At 56.1% G+C, this 17,667-nt stretch carries 15 protein-coding genes; 9 read left to right on the forward strand and 6 right to left on the reverse strand.

What is annotated here, in order from left to right; translation table 11 throughout:
* Positions 1–10: 10 nt before the first annotated feature.
* From AC2FNE_RS18030 to AC2FNE_RS18060, 7 genes are all read left to right on the forward strand, one after another.
* Positions 11–547, forward strand: a complete 537-nt coding sequence (locus AC2FNE_RS18030; protein ID WP_496805945.1) for a histidine phosphatase family protein — start codon at positions 11–13, stop codon at positions 545–547.
* 380 nt (positions 548–927) lie between these two features.
* A complete protein-coding gene (locus AC2FNE_RS18035) occupies positions 928–1,866 on the forward strand; it encodes an MBL fold metallo-hydrolase (protein ID WP_496805946.1) in 939 nt (312 codons plus the stop codon).
* Between the two features lie 102 nt (positions 1,867–1,968).
* Positions 1,969–2,745, forward strand: coding sequence for a citryl-CoA lyase (locus tag AC2FNE_RS18040; protein WP_496805947.1), 777 nt, complete (start codon positions 1,969–1,971; stop codon positions 2,743–2,745).
* A gap of 1 nt (position 2,746) precedes the next feature.
* Positions 2,747–4,060: a phenylacetate--CoA ligase family protein gene (locus tag AC2FNE_RS18045; RefSeq protein WP_496805948.1), complete on the forward strand. Its 1,314-nt coding sequence runs from the start codon at positions 2,747–2,749 to the stop codon at positions 4,058–4,060.
* Between the two features lie 42 nt (positions 4,061–4,102).
* Positions 4,103–4,687 carry a VOC family protein gene (locus AC2FNE_RS18050; protein ID WP_496774315.1) on the forward strand — a complete coding sequence of 195 codons (585 nt, stop codon included), beginning with the start codon at positions 4,103–4,105 and terminating at the stop codon, positions 4,685–4,687.
* A 50-nt stretch (positions 4,688–4,737) separates the two neighbouring features.
* Positions 4,738–5,304, forward strand: coding sequence for a hemerythrin domain-containing protein (locus AC2FNE_RS18055; protein ID WP_496805949.1), 567 nt, complete (start codon positions 4,738–4,740; stop codon positions 5,302–5,304).
* 272 nt (positions 5,305–5,576) lie between these two features.
* Positions 5,577–6,341, forward strand: a complete 765-nt coding sequence (locus tag AC2FNE_RS18060; RefSeq protein WP_496805950.1) for an NAD(P)H-dependent oxidoreductase — start codon at positions 5,577–5,579, stop codon at positions 6,339–6,341.
* Positions 6,342–6,622: 281 nt separating this feature from the next.
* On the opposite strand, the gene AC2FNE_RS18065 is transcribed toward AC2FNE_RS18060, so the two are convergent.
* Positions 6,623–8,686 (reverse strand): adenylate/guanylate cyclase domain-containing protein, encoded by a 2,064-nt coding sequence (locus AC2FNE_RS18065; RefSeq protein ID WP_496805951.1) that lies wholly within the window; start codon positions 8,684–8,686, stop codon positions 6,623–6,625.
* A gap of 23 nt (positions 8,687–8,709) precedes the next feature.
* Entirely contained in the window at positions 8,710–9,912 is a 1,203-nt protein-coding gene (locus tag AC2FNE_RS18070) for an extracellular solute-binding protein (RefSeq protein ID WP_496805952.1), read from the reverse strand.
* Positions 9,913–10,237: 325 nt separating this feature from the next.
* Between AC2FNE_RS18070 and AC2FNE_RS18075 the strand changes: the two genes are divergently transcribed.
* Complete coding sequence (locus AC2FNE_RS18075) at positions 10,238–10,648, forward strand: tautomerase family protein (RefSeq protein WP_496805953.1); 411 nt, start codon at positions 10,238–10,240, stop codon at positions 10,646–10,648.
* Positions 10,649–10,657: 9 nt separating this feature from the next.
* Here AC2FNE_RS18075 and AC2FNE_RS18080 read toward each other — a convergent pair whose 3' ends face one another.
* The 4 genes from AC2FNE_RS18080 to AC2FNE_RS18095 form a co-directional block, all read right to left on the reverse strand.
* Positions 10,658–11,365 (reverse strand): IS6 family transposase, encoded by a 708-nt coding sequence (locus AC2FNE_RS18080; protein ID WP_496805960.1) that lies wholly within the window; start codon positions 11,363–11,365, stop codon positions 10,658–10,660.
* Between the two features lie 261 nt (positions 11,366–11,626).
* Positions 11,627–13,363, reverse strand: a complete 1,737-nt coding sequence (locus AC2FNE_RS18085; protein ID WP_170499388.1) for a hydantoinase B/oxoprolinase family protein — start codon at positions 13,361–13,363, stop codon at positions 11,627–11,629.
* Entirely contained in the window at positions 13,360–15,417 is a 2,058-nt protein-coding gene (locus AC2FNE_RS18090; protein ID WP_496774328.1) for a hydantoinase/oxoprolinase family protein, read from the reverse strand. Before AC2FNE_RS18090 ends, AC2FNE_RS18085 begins: the two co-directional genes overlap by 4 nt.
* A 33-nt stretch (positions 15,418–15,450) precedes the next feature.
* Positions 15,451–16,200 (reverse strand): copper chaperone PCu(A)C domain-containing protein, encoded by a 750-nt coding sequence (locus AC2FNE_RS18095; protein ID WP_496805954.1) that lies wholly within the window; start codon positions 16,198–16,200, stop codon positions 15,451–15,453.
* 29 nt (positions 16,201–16,229) lie between these two features.
* Between AC2FNE_RS18095 and AC2FNE_RS18100 the strand changes: the two genes are divergently transcribed.
* Positions 16,230–17,621, forward strand: coding sequence for a hypothetical protein (locus tag AC2FNE_RS18100; RefSeq protein ID WP_496774332.1), 1,392 nt, complete (start codon positions 16,230–16,232; stop codon positions 17,619–17,621).
* The last annotated feature ends 46 nt before the right edge of the window (positions 17,622–17,667 follow it).

The raw sequence follows: 17,667 nt of genomic DNA on the forward strand, positions 1-17,667 counted from the left end.
CCTCTTGTTCATGCGTTGGATTGCAGTTCTATTTCTCTTTGTTCCCGGGATCGCGTACTCGAATGACTGGGACTTTTACTCCGAGCCTGGAGCAATCGCGATTATGCGTCATGCGCTTGCTCCTGGTACGGGTGACCCGGCAAACTTCGAAATTGGTGATTGCGCGACACAGAGGAACTTAGACGAGCGTGGTCGGGAGCAAGCACGAGCCATCGGCGCTGCATTGCGAGAGCGGGGCATTAGTTTCGACGCAGTGCTCAGCAGCCAGTGGTGCCGAACTCTCGAAACGGCTGAGCTCCTCAATGTGGGGCCCGTCAGTGAAGCTCCACCCCTCAACTCATTCTTCGGCGATTATTCGACACGGGACAGCCAGACAACCCAGACACGCAACCTGATCGCTAAAACCTCAGGTCGTTTGATGCTAGTCACCCATCAGGTGAATATTTCCGCCCTCACGGGACAGAATACGCGATCCGGCGAGGTTCTCATAATTCGATCCACAGCAAATGGTGTCGAAGTTCTTGGCAGCATTATGATACAGCCGTAATTCAAGCGGTTGAGGCAAAGCTTACGTCCACCCGTGGCCAATTGAGATTTTTCAACCATTTCCTAATTCATTTATTCGGGTCCGAAGAGGAAACCGACCACCCAAAATCAAGGCCACTTTAGGTAAGTTTTTTTGACCCAAAACCGTAATTCTATCTTTTTTGCGACAGGCAGTAACGTGCCGAGGCACACAAATAAGGGTTTCGTGCATAGTCACGCAACCAAGTCTCTCAGCTAATAAAATAATGCAACAAAGACGATATTGACAGTTGCTCTTACCGACCCAGCGAACTGTGCATGCTCGCACATCGCTGGTGCGCGTCTAGACCGAACACTTCATTGATCTAGCTCCCACCCAATAATCTTTTTGGAGACATCCTGATGAGCACCACCGCAAAACTATCCCGACGGACAATCCTTGCTGCAGGCGCTGCTTTGCCACTGGCTGCAGGGGCAACCGTTCAACCGAGTGCAGCACTTGCCGGAGCGAACGGAGCAAGGACCCCGAACGCAAGTAAGTATTCGTTCAATCTCGGTAATTTTGAAGTGTCGACGCTTCTCGTTGGAACTCGTACAGTCGAAGAACCCCAAAAGACATTTGGGATGAATGTATCTTCTGACGAGTTCAAGGCTGTTTCAGAAGAGAACCTCATTCCAGCCGACAAAACCCATTTCTTTTTCACGCCGACCGTTGTGAACACTGGCGTACAGGTCGTTTTGTTTGACGCTGGCCTTAATGCAGCAGGCACAACAGCAGCTCTTGAAGCGGCAGGCCTGGCGCCCAATGATATCGACATTGTCGTGATCACGCACATGCACGGCGATCACATTGGTGGTTTGACGGGCGAGGATGGCGCCCCGACCTTTGCAAATGCCAGCTATGTCACAGGGCAGCTCGAGTACGACACGACCGCCGACGCTGAAAACGAAGCATTCGATGCCAAGGTTCGTCCGCTTGCGGACAAGATGACGTTTATTGGAGATGGCGACACGGTCGTTTCCGGTATCACTGGTATGGCGGCCTTCGGCCATTTACCTGGTCACATGATCTACATGCTGGAAAGCGGTGGCAAGCAGCTCGTAATTACGGCGGACACGACCAACCATTATGTCTGGTCGCTTGCTTATCCTGACTGGGAAGTTCGTTTTGACCGTGACAAGGCAGCGGCGGCTACAACTCGCCGAAAAGTCTTGGGCATGCTTGCCACCGAACGGATGCCCTTCATTGGCTATCACATGCCGTTTCCCGCTGTCGGCTATGTTGAAACGCGTGGCGACGGCTTCCGTTTTGTGCCGCACACCTATCAGACGTTGCTGTAGACTAAAGGCTGCGACTTGCGACTGAAGCAATAGCGGGGCGCATTATTGCGCCCGTTCAGCTAATTGATCTGTGGTAAGTTGCGATGAAAAGGGAGATTTCCGATGCAGATTGGGAAAGCCGGGAAGGCAATAACATCCATTTCGACAGCAACTCACGACACCATCACGGTACGAAACCATGACCTAGCACACGAATTGATGGGCAGTGTAACTTTTACCGAGTACTTTTATTTGTTGACGACTGGGCGCAAACCAACACCGGATCAGGCCTACTTTCTTGACGTCTTGCTGGTTTCGATCGCGGAGCATGGGCTGGTTCCAACCAACCAAGCTGCCAGGATGACTTACGCAGCTGACCCCGATTTCCTTCAAGGAGCAGTAGCCGCTGGACTGTTGGGCTGCGGCAAGGTTATTCTCGGAACGACCGAAATAGCAGGACGCTTTCTTCAGGAAACACACACCCGGATCGCGAAAAATGGCGAATCGCTGGACGACATCATTGTCGAGATGCGCGATGATGGCAGGCGCATTCCAGGCTTCGGACACCCCCTTCACAAGCCAATAGACCCTCGCGCGCAACGCATTCTTAACCTTGCCGAAGAACGGAAGGTCATGGGCACATACACACAGCTCGCCCGTGAGATAGAAGGTTCTGTGTCTCGCTTTTGGCCGAAGCCCTTACCGATGAACGTCTCTTTCGCAATTCCCGCAGTACTCCTCGATTTGGACTTTCCGCCTTCAGTGCTTAAAGCGGTCCCCATTCTGGCTCGCACGGCAAGTCTGTTAGCTCACCTCGCTGAGGAGAGCGAAACGCCTATCGGATTTACGTTGGCGCACCACGCGGAGATGGGCGTCAACTTCAAACCAACCAGGTCGTGAAATGGGCCAGCTAAAACTGTCTGACTTGCCTTGGAACGAACTCGCCGCTGCGAATGATGCGGCATACCGGAAGCAGCTTGCGTATCTCTGGGAACACTCCGAGTTCTACCAGATAAAGCTCGCCGCGGCGGGAATAGCCTCGGCCGAAGAAGCCGGGGGACTCGACGACGTTTCGAAGTTGCCTTTCACTGAAAAAGACGAGCTACGTGCGTCGCGAGACGAAGATCACCCCATTGGGCGTCATCTTGCGGCCTCCATGACGGAAATCGTTCGGGTGTACTCGACCAGCGGGACTACAGGAACACCCAGTTACATCCCGCTTACTGCTGATGATTTGGCTAATTGGGTTGAAATTTCAACTCGATCTTATGGCGCCAGCGGATTGTCCAAGGGCGAACGTATGGTTACGACGTATAACGCCGGGCCGTTCGTTGCGGGCGTGACGCTGGACGCTTTTGCTAAACTCGGGGTCTGTCACATTCCAGTTGGTGCTGGAAATACCGAGCGCTTGATGACTGCTATTCAACTCCTAAAGCCTACCGTTCTCGGCTGTACGCCGTCTTATGCGCAGTACCTTTCGGAATGGGCGTTCGAGCGTGGAGTCGATACTGCTACGTCCTCGGTGAATAAGATTCTCGTCGCCGGAGAGCCCGGGGGTGGCGAACCCGCAATGCGGCAACGCATTGAAAATGCTTGGGGTGCGCGGGTGACTGAAGCAATGGGAATCGGTGACATATCTGTGTCGCTTTGGGGGGAGTGCACGCATCAGAACGGAATGCACTTCTCCGGCGCAGGTTTTGTTCACTTCGAACTTATTGACCCTGAAACCGGCACCAGCATCCCCATCGAAGACGGTTCAGAGGGCGAGTTGGTCTACACCCACCTTATGCACCAAGCTGCACCTCTTCTTCGCTTCCGCTCACGTGACAGGGTACGTCTAAGCACTGGAGCTTGTCCATGCGGCCGAGATACCCCGCGAGTGCGTTGCATCGGACGGACCGATGATCTTTTGATTGTGCGCGGCGTCAACGTGTTTCCTTCCGCTGTGCGAGACGTCGTCGGAAAAATCGGGGTTGAGGTCAGCGGAGCAATCTCGATCAGGCCAAAGACTAAATCAGTTAAGCAAGCACCACCATTACCAATCGTCGTCGAGTTGGCAAAAGACCAAGAAGCCGACGTTGGGCTGTCCAGTCTCATTCGCAAGCGCCTGCGTGACGAACTGCTGGTGACGACCGACATTACTTTAGTTCCTTTCGGCACTCTGCCCAGAACGGATTACAAGTCAAAGTTGGTCGATTGGTCCGAAACGGAATGAAGCCAAAATAGGGGGGCAAACGAAATGGAAAAGAGCAACGACCTGCGGAAAATCCAAACGCAGGGCGTCCACCACATAACGATTATCGGAGCGGACCGGAAAACCTCCATCGACTTTTGGGAAGGCGTGTTGGGCATGCCGTTCGTCTTCGATCAGCCGAACCTCGACAATCCGAACGAAGGGCACATTTACTTCGATCCCGGTGACGGTCGTTTAATCACGATCTTCACAAATGAGGACCGCAAGCCTAACCCGACCGCTGTTCCCGAGGACATCGGATCGCTTCACCATCTTGCGTTGAACGTGAGCCAGGCGACGTTCTGGCAAGTTCCGTCGAGACTTGACGCACGTGGCGTCGCGCATTCCGGCCCTGTTGATCGTGGGTTTATGGATTCAATCTACTTCCGCGATCCTCTCGGCCTTCGGATCGAATTGGCTTCCTATCGTTTTGAGCCGCCCGAAGGCTGCCGCCACGCCGACGTGATGATCGAAGCTCACCGTATCCGGGTGACGAGGGGAGATCACCATATCGACAAGGAACATCTTGCTGACGCCATTGAGCTCCTAGTGCGTAGGGATCAGCAGTCCCTGTCTACGGATCGCTCGGCTCGAAACCCTTACTCCTAAATAGTGTCAGGTAAGTATGGCTTCCTTTACGTGTTGAAAAGAAAGTTAAGATGGATAATTTTTCGACCCAACTCTGTCAACGCATTGGCCTCCCGGGCGCGCTTTCAGTGCTGCTTAAAGAGTATCCCCGCGAAGGCTGGGAAGCACATCCAGGCTTTGAAGGCCTCGTCCGCTTTTGGCTGGACCGCCACATGATGTTCCGTCGGCTTTTGGAAATGCTGACGACTGAAACCGAGAAACATTTGGACCAAAAAACGGACCCGATGGTCTTCAAGGCGCATGTATCAAAGCTTGGCTCGATGCTGGTTGGCGAACTAAACGGTCATCACAATATAGAGGACGCTCATTACTTCCCCGTATTGGCGAAGAAGGAGGTCAGAATACAACGCGGTTTCGAAATCCTTGACCGTGATCACCACGCTTTGGATGATATCTTGCATCGTTACGTTGAAGCGGCGAATGCAGTGATAAATGCCGAACTCCAATCAACTCGAGAGATTGGTAAGTTCCTCAAAGAGACAAATGCACTTAAGAGTTTGTTGTCCCGCCATTTGATCGACGAGGAAGAACTTGTAGTTCCGGTGATCCTCAAGCACGGCGCGGGTGGTTTGGGATGAAATTCACGCCTAGCGGCAAGCAACAAACCCTCAAGCGGCTCGAAAAAAACAAGCTCGTCCGAATACAGTCGTATGCGAAAAAGCAAATAGCCTCTCTGTCTGTTGTGCCAACGTTCAACTCATCGACTTGAAACGTCTACTGTGTGGATTTGATGACGACAGGGAGACGACCAGTTAAAGTTTGTTGAAGAATCCGCATGGTCACCGGCGAACAATTCCATTCGTGCTATTGGCTTGTATAAAATTCCACTTTGGTACTCTGGGAGTATTCCTTGGTTACGACTTTGATCGTTCTCGCGCATCCTGACAGGCGATCCTTCAATGGTGCGTGGGCGGAGGCGACGCGAAAAGCCTGCATGGACGCAGGAGACACGGTTTTGTGTTCCGACCTTGTCGCCATGAATTTCGATCCAGTTGAGAGCGAGCGGCATTACTCGCACCTTTGTCCTGACAGATCTTTTGATCCGCTTCAGGCCCAAGAGGAAGCAGCCAAACTCAGGTGCTTGCCCTCAGAAGTTGAAAACGAGGTCAGGAAATTGCGTCAAGCTGACCGAATTATCTTTCATTTTCCCATTTGGTGGTTCGCCCCGCCCGGAGTTTTAAAAGGCTGGTTTGACCGTGTTTTCGCGCATGGAGCGCTTCACAGCGTAGAACAAAGGTTTGATACTGGACAGTTTCGAGGAAGGAAGGCTCTTTTCTGCGTGACCACTGGTTCAAGCGGCTACGAGAGTTCATACAACGGCAAGGAAGGCGACATCCAAATGCTTCTCTGGCCTGCGGCGTATACGCTTCGATATCTTGGGTTTTCCGTTCTGAAGCATGAAATCGTCCATGGTGTTCACGGCTATCATGGAGAGGAACAACGCAGAGAGTTAGAGGCGCTGCTAAGGTGTGTTTTAGGTGATCAGCGCAGGTTGATTGAGGATTTTGACAATCGCCCTTTGCTCCAATTCAATCCGGACAACGATTTCGATTCAGAAGGTAAACTAAAGCCCGACCGACCCAGCCATACTCATTTCATTCGTCATGAACCTTGATCGCATCGCCCGGAGGTTTTGATCAGACGAACTTGTCTTGAGCCGGGCACAGGGCTTTCATCGCCTCAGTCAATGACTAAATTATCGCTATTCATATATTTCAAAGCCCGTCCCGAGATCATTCGCCAAAGTTCAAGCCGATTTCGGGTGGAGTAGCGCTGTCTACTCTGATGAGACTTCAGCCAAACGGAGGACGATAAGACACTTTCGTGGACGCGGGATCACCAACCTCGCCGTATTTGTTAAAGTCCGCTTGCTTCGTAGAAGCTCTTTCAGTTCACTCAGTAATTTACATTCAGTATCGAAAGAAGATTCTTGATTTCTTTTATCGCTTCTGCCCTGTCATCAGGCGACATTTTTTGAGTTTCCAAGGTGACGCGAAGCCCCTGTGAGGAAATGGTGTGGATTGTCTCAATGAACCTCGTGTTGCCTGAAGGAAGATCGACAAGGTAGTTCCGAACCGGTTCTTCAAAGCCTTTGACGACCCTTGGCTCCGCCTCCGTAGCGTCGAACTGATTTCGAACCAGAGAAAATGTCTCATGCGCAATCGCGATTCTTCCTGGTTCGGCCAATGTCTGAAGCCTCGCGGCAAGGTTAACTTCATTGCCAATGATGGTGTAATCCATTCGGTCCTCGCTACCGAAGTTTCCCACAGTGCAATAGCCTGTATTGATGCCGATCCGCATCCTGAGAGGCTTCTCTATTCCCAAGTCCCTCCACTCACGCTCCAGCTCTTTGCCTCGTAATTGCATCTCGATCGCGGTTTGCACGCAGGCGACGGCGTCCTCACGGACACCGAGGGTTTCGGGATCACCAAAAAACATCATGATCTCGTCACCAATGTATTTGTCGATCGTAGCTCCGTTGCGCAAGGCGATCTTCGACATTTCCGTAAGGTAGTTATTCAATAAGTTGGTGAGCTCTTCGGACTCCAGTTTGTCAGCGGTTTCCGTGAAGCCAACAATGTCTGCAAACAAGACAGAAAGCTTCTTGCGCTTGCTCGCTATTTCCACTGTCTGCTGCCCACTGAAAATCGAAGAGTATATCTGTGGTGACAAATACTTGGACAACTGCGCTGACAACCCTTCAAGCGTTGCATTTTTCCGAGACACTTGCTCGGTTGCTTCCTCTGCTCGTCGTTTTGCCTCACGCAGTGCCAACTCCGATTGTTTTTGATGCGTAACGTCAGCGTAAATCGCAACGGTCCCGCCGTCGCTAGTCTTGTGCTCTGTCACCTCTATCCACCGATCCGGCATGTGGCGCTGAATAAAGGGACCTTCCGGTTTTTTGTGACGGCGGAGGCGATCGCGTTTCCACTCTTCTTCTCGATTGATTGCATCCAATATCTGCCCTGATCCCGCAGCCGCCTGAACGACCTCTTCAAACAAGATACCTGTTCTTAGAACTTCGTTCGTGTTTGGTTGGACAAGATCCTGGTATCGCCGGTTGGACAAGACCAAACGATCGTCACTGTCATACAATGAAAACCCTTCCGCAATACTTTCGATGGCATCGATGAGCCTTTGCCTCGCTTCAGCTACCTGACGAAGATTATTTTCCTCAACCTCTACCGCCGTATCCCTAAAAACCGTGAGCGCTTTTGCCATCTCAGCAATTTCATCTTTTGCTTTGGTTTCGGGGACGTGTGCACGCAGATCGCCACCCGCAATGGCCAACATCGAACGGCTTAAATCGCTCAACCGCGCTACGAAATTTCGGTCAACTACCAGCCAAGTAAAAGCCAACAGCATTACCACGGTCAGAACACCAATAGCGATCCCTGCTATAATCGGGCGATTGTGGATTTCGCGCTCACGGTTTACCGCATTTTGCAACTCCGCGCGCAATTCGCGGTTGAGTTCTTCTAGTGCTCCGGACAACGTAACAAGAGCGGCATCCAGATATACTGCTCTTTCCAGTAAAGTATCCATGTCAACCGCATCGACCGACAGCGATTGTTCTGTTGCTTCAAGCTCGCTGCGCAAACGGTCAAAGGCTTCTTGAACCGTTGTCTCCGAACCAATTGTGCTTCGACCGGCGACGCCCTTGTGGATTGATGCCATTCGCGTTTCCAGGCGCTCAAAGGCGGATCGAAACGGCCGTACATCATCACCCTGTACTGAGCTTTCGGTCATGAATGAAACCGGCAGCTTTTTTGCTTCATCGCGCAGGTTCGAAACTAGGTCTCCAGCCGCGAGACTGTTTTCAATCGTCTCATGTGCAGACGAAATGAAGTTCACCGCATTTTGTAGCTCGCGAATGAAAACATTCACGATTAGAATCTGCAAAATAAGAAGCCCAACGGGAACGGTAATAGCAAGAAGCAGCTTATTACGAATCCGCATGACCCTAACCTTTTGTGATCCGGCTATATTTTACCCATTTCCTGCCATTTGTCGAAAATCGGCTCGATGGCAGCGCCAGCCAGGCCCATTGCCTCTTGAGGTGTCGCAATTCCCTTTGCAACATGCGCGAACATGTCTGGGATAATGCGGCGATTCTGCACCTCGTCGGTTGCAGCATTTGAAAAGCCGGGGAACCCGAAGTTTGTAAGAGTCTCAGGTACGGCTGAAAGAACATCGTACCGCCTATTTGTCTCGGAAGGGGCAAGTATCAGCTCGTCGAGATCAGGAACCGCACCCGGAAAAGCCGGCATGTTTTGGAACCCACTTTTGATCAACCCATCCCGAAACGACCCGATGTAGTCGAGAAGAAATTTTTGTGCGCCATCAACGTTGCGGGCGAAGCGCCAGATTACATAAGTATTGGTAGCAAACGCCGGACCACCTCCGCCAAATGGTCCACTGGGAAGTTTTGAAAGCGCAAGATCGGGCTCTACCGGCAAGCGCTTTGCTTCTGCGGCTCGCACAACAGACATGGTGTCGATGGTCAAACTTGCAGCGCCGGACAACATTGCTTGGTTATTGGATGCTGAAGTCCAGTTGAGGACTTCCGGAGACATCGTTTCCTCATAAAGAGCCTTCCCGAACTTCAATGCCTCAAGAGTATTTTTTGAAACCAATGCCGGACGGTCGTCCTCGCTCTGAACAAAAGACCCGAAGGCTGCCATCAGTGCGCGCAAGCTATGGTCTGCATTGTGTTCGGCGGCGTAACTGAGCCCTACGGGCGCATCGAACAGAAGCTTTGCGGCGCGACCTGCCTTTCTAATACTATCCCAGTCTTCTGGTACTGTTCCAACGGCGCTCCAAACATCACTGCGATATGTGACAACTGTCGGTGCATAACTTTCAGCGAAGCCATGGTAGCGACCTGTACGCGGATTGAAAACACTTCGGCGCGTGAAGTCATAGGCTTTGCCAAATCGCTTTTCACACTCAAGATGGATACCTCTGTGATCGATAGTGTGATCTTCCAGCGAAGGGCGTGGTGACAGAAAAAGTACCAAATCGTGCCCCTCGCCAGCTTTCACTTCTTCAGCAGCAAGTTGCCCGATTTCGCCGAGGCCCACGTTTGATACAATAACGTCCGTGTCGTTGTCTTGTGACCACGATTTTACAAACTCGTCGTTAAACCAAGCTTCATATGCCGGAACAAAGTTCTTCCAACGCATGATACGCAGCGTTTTCTGAGATGCATTTGCCCTGCTAGGTAATAGTGTAGGCGTGGTGAGGCCAGCGCCGAAACAAGCGCTAATTCCGGAAATTATTTCTCTTCTGTTCTTCAAGTCTCTTTCGATCTGGCTTTTGAGATGCCCGGAATTTCCGTTGCCCCCCTAAATTGACCACTAAACAAACCTGTCGAAGCCTAGCTTAGCATATGCCAAATTGTCTATCGGCGCGCAAGAAATTCAACTTGTGCAACTTATAGAGCAAAAGGCGCATGTTGCCTGTTTCGTACATGACCGCTTTGGGCTCGATACGGTCATCTGAGCATTTTTGTCAGATGTCCACAAAGCGATTAAAACCGGACTCTCAATACCGGTCGGCTCCGCGACAACGTCTGCTTTAGAGCGCCGCTGGCCGCTTGCGCTGGAACCGGACGTTGGTTTGAACGGGAACTACTTCCGAGTTGCGGTCTTAGCAGAAGTTGACCGCGTTTATCCCATTCACGAAAATGAACAGTATCTCGTCGGATTTGGAGGATCACCTATGCCGCTTATAGATGTTCAAGTCATGGAAGGTGTCTTTTCATCTGAAGACAAGAAACTAATGATTGAGAAAATCACGCAAGCGTTCGGCGAAGTTGCAGGAAAAACGCTCGAATCTGGTGTCTCAATTCGTATCCACGAAATAGAGAGCGGATGGTGCTGTCAGACGAATTCGAACTCGTCTCTGTTAGGCCAGTGAAGCTGTCCTTTATTCCATGCCAAGTTCGCGCCACTCGGCAAGAGCGGCGCTGCGTGTCAGCTTGAAGGTGTCTCGGCTGGTGAGCGATCGCTCCTGGTTGAAGTGGTTGTAGACGGAGGAGTGAACAGCGGCGAATTTCTGCAAACTTCGCATGCGCGTGAAACGCTGCATGGCGCGTTCTCGTCGTCGGAACGGCAGGTGCGAATTCTCAACGCGGTTGTTGAGCCACCTGCCCGTCTGTTGTTTTTCGAGTGCGCCCATTTCTCTAAGTGCGGCCTTGTAGGAAGCGAAGCGATCCGTCACGATCTCTTCGGCACCGCCGTGCCGCTTCATCAATTTCTTGAGGAATTTCAATGCTGCAGCTTTGTTTCGGCGCTTCGTAACGACGGCTTCCAGCACCTCTCCTTCGTGATCTACGGCGCGCCAGAGGTAGTGACGTTTGCCGTTCACCTTCACAAATACCTCGTCCACGTGCCACTTCCATTTTGAGAATGCACGCAGTTTCTGGACCCGCTTTCGTCTGATCTCGGAGGCAAACATTGGGCCGAACCTGTTCCACCAGTAGCGGACGGTTTCATGGCTCACGTCGATGCCTCGCTCGTGCAGCAGATCTTCGACATTACGAAGCGAAAGCGGAAACCTGATGTACAACATCACCGCCAGGCGGATGATCTCGGGACTGGTTTTGAAGTATTTGAAAGAGGGAGGTTTGGTCATTCCCAAACGCTATGCAAACCCCCTGCCCGCCTCAACCCAAGTTCTTCTGACAAGACCGGGACTGGTCTTGAAATACTTAAACCAGGCAGGTTTGTTCATTCCCCAACGCTACGCAACCGCCCAGCCCTGCTCAAGCAAAGTTAATCTGACATGACCATCCCCAGGGCGGCATCCGGCCTTGCGCCCGGACGGACGAAGCCCGGACCATTGTCGGTGGTAAATCGGCAATGGCTTAATGGCTCATCGTGACGGGATCGTACCCTACCGGCCTTGACGCCGCGCCCGCGTGGCTGGAAGATCGATGCTTTCGCCGTCAAACTCGACACCGAACAACTCGCTCGCCTGTGCGACAGTGTAATACCCCAGCAAAACGTCAGTCCGAACCAGGTCCGGATCGCGATCGAACGGAGCGCCATAGCCGCCGCCGCCGGGGGTTTCCACATGCACGCGGTCGCCCGGCGCCAACGGAATATCCTGTTCCTTGCTTAAATGTTCCGGCGTATAGGGTTGCCCATCACGCCAGACCGTGACGTGGTTCACCGCCCCGTCGCTGCCGCCCAGCGCGCCCTGAGGCCCAAACCGTCCGTGATCCATCACAAAACTCGCTTTCGCCTCGCCGCGGCGTAGTTCCATGAGATAGTCCAGCCCGAAGCCGCCGCGCTGCCGCCCGGCGCCGCCGGAGCCCTCGCGCAGCCGGTAGTGGCGATAGAGCACGGGGAAGGCCTGTTCCATTACCTCGACCGGCGGCGCCTTGGAAATGCCTATGGTCGAGCACCCGTTGGCCAACCCGTCATGGTCAGCATTGCCGCCATAGCCTCCACCAGATAGCTGGTACATCACGAAATCGCGGCCGCGGTCCGGGTCATGCCCGCCCAACGCGAAGTTTCCGCTGGTGCCCGCCGGCGCCGCTGTCACCCGGTCTGGCAGGGCCGGAACCAACGCCGCAAAGACAGCCTCGGCGATGCGCTGGCTGACCTCGGCCGCGCAGCCCGACACCGGGCGGGGATAACGCGCGTCAAGAAAGGTGCCCTCGATCCCGATGACCTGCAGTGGTTCGAAGGCCCCGGCGCTGATCGGCACCTCTGGGAAGATATGCCGCATCGCCAGATAGACCGAGCTCAGCGTGGTCGCGCGGACAGAGTTCATCGGGCCGGCACATGGCGGGCTGGAACCGGAAAAATCGAAACCCAGGGCGTCGTCCCGCCGCGATACGGCAAGCCGGATCGCCAGCGGCTCGTCGATCACACCATCGCTGTCGACCCAGGCGGTGGCCTCGTAACGGCGCTCGGGGATGTCGCCGATAAATGCCCGCATTTGCTGTGCCGCGCGTCGGCGCAACTCGGCAATCGCTTCGGCCACGACCGCGTCACCATAGCGATCCATCAACGCGTTCAACCGCGCTTCGCCGACCTCAAGCGCCGCGGCCTGCGCCTTGACGTCACCGATCCGCTGATCGGCCACCCGGATGTTCGAACAGATGATCGCGTAGATCTCGGCGTCCAGTTCGCCCTGCTTGAAGAGACGCACCGGCGGCAGGCGCAGACCCTCTTGTTCGACCGCCGTCGCGCTAGCGGAAAACCCGCCCGGCACCGCTCCGCCTGTGTCGGGCCAGTGCCCAGTGTTGGAGAGCCAGCAAAAGAGCCGCCCGCCGCGATAGAACGGCCGCGCAAAACGCACATCCATCAGATGCGTGCCGCCCAGATAGGGGTCATTGACGATGTAGACGTCCCCGGGTTGCGGGGTGGCTGCCTTGCCCGCCGCGATCATCTCGATCAGCGTTCGCGTCGAATACTGCATCGTGCCGACGAAGACCGGCAGCCCCCCCGCACCTTGCGCGATCAGGCTGCCGTCCTCGGCGCTGTAGATCCCGTCAGAGCGGTCGTTGGCTTCGGCGATCACCGGCGAGAACGCGGCGCGGGAGAATGACAGGTCCATCTCGTCGCAGACCTGCTGCAGCCCGGCCTGGATGACCGATAGGGTGATAGGATCGAGGCTCACGCCGCGTCTCCGATGTCGACCAGCAGATTGCCGAACACATCGCTGCGCGCCCGGTCGCCGGGCTCGATCAATATGGTAGTGTCCATTTGTTCTATCACCGCCGGTCCTTCGATCACCGCATCCACTGGCAGCATCTCGCGCCGATAGACCGGGGTTTCGCACCACTCGCCGAAGAACACCGGCCGTGCGATTCTCTGCGCCTCTGCCAGCGTTGCCTTGCGTCCCGCAGGATCGACCAGCATCGCCAGATCGACCGGGGCACGTTCGCCGACAACGGACGTGTTGACATTGACGACATTGGCGCGAATCTCGGCCAGTTCGACCCGGAACCGATCGAAATAGACCGCCTCGAAGCGCCGGCGGAGCTCGGCCCGGTCAATCGAGATGTCTTCGAGCGGCACACGAACCAGATGTGTCTGCCCGACAAATTGCATGTCTAGAGAATGCAGGCACCGCGTCGATTTCAGGGTGATGACCTCTGCGTCGATCAATGCCGTACCCTCGGCGCCCTGCGCCCCGAACACTGCGCGCAGTTCGTCCATGTCGAGCGTGTCGAGAGGCCGGTTCAGAGTGCGGACGTAATCGTGCCGCAGATCGGCCACGACGCAACCCACGGCATTGGTGATGCCCGGGCGCGGTGGCACTATCACCCGCGGGATCCCGAGTTCCCGCGCCAGGGCGCAGGCGTGCAGCGGTCCGGCACCACCAAAGGCGAAGAGCGCGAAATCGCGCGGATCGGCACCCAGCGAGACAGAGACCATGCGGATCGCTCCGGCCATCTTGGTGTTGGCGACCCGCAGCACCGCTTCGGCCGCGCCGGTGGCATCCAGTTCCAGTGGAGTGCCAATCTTCGTGTCGAACATATCGCGGACATGGCCCAGTGATACGCCGCCCTCGACGGCTGTGATCCGATCGGGATCGAGCCGCCCAAGCAGCAGGTTGGCGTCGGAAATCGTCGGCTCCGTCCCGCCGCGGCCATAGCAGATCGGGCCGGGATCGGCCCCGGCGCTTTCCGGGCCAACTTCCAGCAGGCCAGCCGCATTCACCCGTGCGATCGATCCGCCGCCAGCGCCGACGGTGCGCACATCGACCATCGGCACGTGGATCGGCATGGCATATTCGATCTCGGTTTCGTTCGATACGCTCGGTTCGGCTCCGCGGATCAGTGCTACATCGGTCGAGGTGCCGCCCATATCGTAGGTGATCAGATCGGGCACATCGGCCACACGCCCTGCATAGGCAGCAGCCATCACACCCGAGGCAGGGCCGGACATCACCGTCTTGGCGGCCTCTTCGGCGACCCGTGCGGCGGAGACCATGCCGCCATTGCCGTTCATCACCAAGAGTTCTCCGGCATAGCCTCCGTCGTGCAACGCCCCGGCCAGGGCATCGACATAGCGCGCGAGCAATGGCTGGACGCTGGCATTCACCGCCGCCGTGACACCGCGCTCGAATTCGCGGCTTTCCGACAGCAGGGCATGGCCCATGGTGATATGCGCGTTCGGCCATATCTCTGCCAGGATTTCCGCGGCCAGCAGTTCATGCGCGGGATTGGCATAGGCGTGCAGGAAATGGACGACGACCGATTCGCAGCCCTTGTCCAGCAGCGTCGCCGCGGCCGTCTGAACGGCGTCTTTATCCAGGGGCTCTACCACACAGCCAGCCGCATCCATGCGCTCGGGCACCTCCAGCCGCAGATCGCGCGGGATGATCGGGCGAAACTCGCCCTTCATTCCATAAGCTTGCGGTCGGGTGCGGCGGCCAAGTTCCAGCACGTCGCGAAATCCTGCGGTGGTGATCAGCCCGGTGCGGCTGAGCTTGCGTTCCAGCACTGCGTTGGTCGTCGTCGTGGTGCCGTGCACGATCAGGTCCAGTGCCGCAAGGTCGGCGTCGGCGGCCTCCAGCGCGTGCATGACGCCGCGGGCCTGATTGTCGGTGGTGCTGGACACTTTGGCCAGCCGCACCGCACCGTTCGCCTGATCGATCATCACCAGATCGGTGAATGTGCCGCCGACATCGACACCAATGACTTGTTCAGATCCCTGTTTGCCCATAGGGCGGAGTGAATGCCGAAGGACCGGGTAAAGTCAATCCACGTTGACCTCGGCCGTCGCCATCACCTTCTGACCATCGACCCTAAAGGCGCGGTGATCGTTGGTGTTGAGCGTGACACGCAGTTCGTATTTGCCTTTTGGCAGGGCACCTATGATCACCTTCGTTCCGAAAACCCGCTGCAGTTTCAGCCCGTTCAGGTAGAGATGGCCATGACCGATGCCGGGCTCGTGGGCACCGTCGACCGCGTCCTTGGAGAAGGTGAAATCGCCGGTTTCCAGATCGATTGCCCATCCCTCACCCTCTGGCGTGACCAGGATAGAGATGGTCGGCCGCGGCTCGCCCGCGGGCACGTCAAAGCCTGAACTGTAGTCCATCTCCATCCCGCCGGTAATGCGGGCGCGGGTCGTCACCTTGCCGGCACCCTCAAACCACAGTGCAACCGGTACCAGCCGTCCCTCTGACGTGTCGCCCGTCAACCCCACGAGCATCCCGTGCACCCCGTCCATCGCAAGTCCGGGTGTACTGTCAGAGGGAATTGCCAGCGGCCCGGTGCCGCCCGACAGCATGGCCCTATCGCCATCCTCGGACCCGATACCGGTCAGAAGGTCGGGACCACCGGGATTATCGATCTTGGCGGTCAGGGCATAACCCGCGCCCATCGGCACCAGTTCCGCCCCGGTTACCGTGACCGCGCGCGTGTCACCGGGATCGGTGAACACAAAGAACGCCCCCACCGCTATGGCAATAAGGCTTGCCGCGACAGCGACGCGACTGGGTTTCATTGCATGCCTCCCAGGGTATCATCGGCCACATGCAGCATATCCGCAGCCTTGCGATTCTCAAGTTTACACTTATTTCGGCTCCGGGCCTCGCCCATGCGCATGCGTCCGAACAGGGGTTGGTCCTGCTCTTGCCCACCAATCTCTATACCGGTGCCGGTGTTGCCGCAGTGGCATTGACGGTTTTCGCGCTGGTGTTGCTGCCGGGTCGCCTGGTGATGGCGCTGTTTCGACCGCTGCCGCTGTTCCCGGTCTCGCTGCATCCCGTCCAGACATTCACCAGCACAATGGCCGCGCTGTTTCTGGGCCTGCTTGTCTGGGCAGGGTTCGACGGCCCGCGCGATCCGTTGGCCAACCCGCTGGTGCTGGTGGTCTGGACGGTATTCTGGATCGGTTTCGTCACGGTGCAGGCCCTGATACTCGACCTTTGGTCTCTGGTGAATCCCTGGAGCGGGCCGTTGCGACTGATCCGCCGGGCCTTTTCGCCCGAACCCCATGCGGCATTGCCGCCCGCACTGGGCTACTGGCTCGGCGTAGCGTCCTTTCTTGGGTTTTCCTATCTGCTTTTGGCCGATCCCGCCCCGGCAGACCCGGACCGCCTGGCCCGCCTGGTGGCCGCCTATTGGCTGTTCCACCTGGTCATGGGCGTGGTCTTCGGCCCCCGCTGGCTGCGGCGGGCCGAGGGCTTCACCGTGATGTTTCGTGCCTATTCGCGGCTGGCGATGCTGGCCCGCTATGGCGTGCGTCTGACTCTGGGCCTACCCGGTTGGCGCATGCTTCGCCTGCGCCCCATGCCCCTGTCGCTGGCCGTGCTCTGCGTGATCCTGCTCGGAACCGGCAGTTTCGACGGTTTGAACGAGACATTCTGGTGGCTTGGTATATTGGGCATCAACCCGCTGGAGTTTCCTGGGCGCTCTGCCGTGTCGGTTCCCAACACACTGGGCCTGGTGATTGCCAATGCCACCCTTGTCGCCATCGTCACTCTGACCGTCCTGCTCGGCCTTCGCCTTGCCGGCTCCGACCTCTCGCCGAAGCGCGGTTTTTGCTATTTTGCACCGACGCTCTTACCCATCGCGCTGGGTTATCATGTGGCACATTACCTTACGTCGTTCCTCGTCGACGGCCAATACGCTCTGGTCGCCCTCTCCGACCCTTTCCTGACCGGCGCAGATTGGCTGGGGCTGGGCGAATTCTACGTCTCCACCGGTTTTTTTGGCACCAAATCCAGCGTGAGCATCATCTACCTGACCCAGGCCGGAGCAGTGGTGCTTGGCCACATCGTCGCCGTGCTTGTCGCCCATGCGACGGCACTGCGTCTGTTCCATGATCACCGCCGCGCCGCGCTCAGCCAGGCGCCGATGGCTCTGTTCATGATCGCCTATACATTCTTCGGCCTCTGGCTCCTGGCCTCGCCCAGATTCTGACCGGTTGGAAAAAAATATGGACAGAATCCCGGGCGCCTTGCACAGT

Source organism: Ruegeria sp. YKSD179 (genome assembly GCF_059612885.1).

Coding starts and splice junctions, on each gene's coding strand:
- AC2FNE_RS18055 (WP_496805949.1), top strand. CDS start 4,738: ATGGATAATTTTTCGACCCAACTCTGTCAACGCATTGGCCTCCCGGGC.
- AC2FNE_RS18045 (WP_496805948.1), top strand. CDS start 2,747: ATGGGCCAGCTAAAACTGTCTGACTTGCCTTGGAACGAACTCGCCGCT.
- AC2FNE_RS18070 (WP_496805952.1), bottom strand. CDS start 9,912: ATGCGTTGGAAGAACTTTGTTCCGGCATATGAAGCTTGGTTTAACGAC.
- AC2FNE_RS18030 (WP_496805945.1), top strand. CDS start 11: ATGCGTTGGATTGCAGTTCTATTTCTCTTTGTTCCCGGGATCGCGTAC.
- AC2FNE_RS18090 (WP_496774328.1), bottom strand. CDS start 15,417: ATGGGCAAACAGGGATCTGAACAAGTCATTGGTGTCGATGTCGGCGGC.
- AC2FNE_RS18035 (WP_496805946.1), top strand. CDS start 928: ATGAGCACCACCGCAAAACTATCCCGACGGACAATCCTTGCTGCAGGC.
- AC2FNE_RS18065 (WP_496805951.1), bottom strand. CDS start 8,686: ATGCGGATTCGTAATAAGCTGCTTCTTGCTATTACCGTTCCCGTTGGG.
- AC2FNE_RS18095 (WP_496805954.1), bottom strand. CDS start 16,200: ATGAAACCCAGTCGCGTCGCTGTCGCGGCAAGCCTTATTGCCATAGCG.
- AC2FNE_RS18040 (WP_496805947.1), top strand. CDS start 1,969: ATGCAGATTGGGAAAGCCGGGAAGGCAATAACATCCATTTCGACAGCA.
- AC2FNE_RS18100 (WP_496774332.1), top strand. CDS start 16,230: ATGCAGCATATCCGCAGCCTTGCGATTCTCAAGTTTACACTTATTTCG.
- AC2FNE_RS18080 (WP_496805960.1), bottom strand. CDS start 11,365: ATGACCAAACCTCCCTCTTTCAAATACTTCAAAACCAGTCCCGAGATC.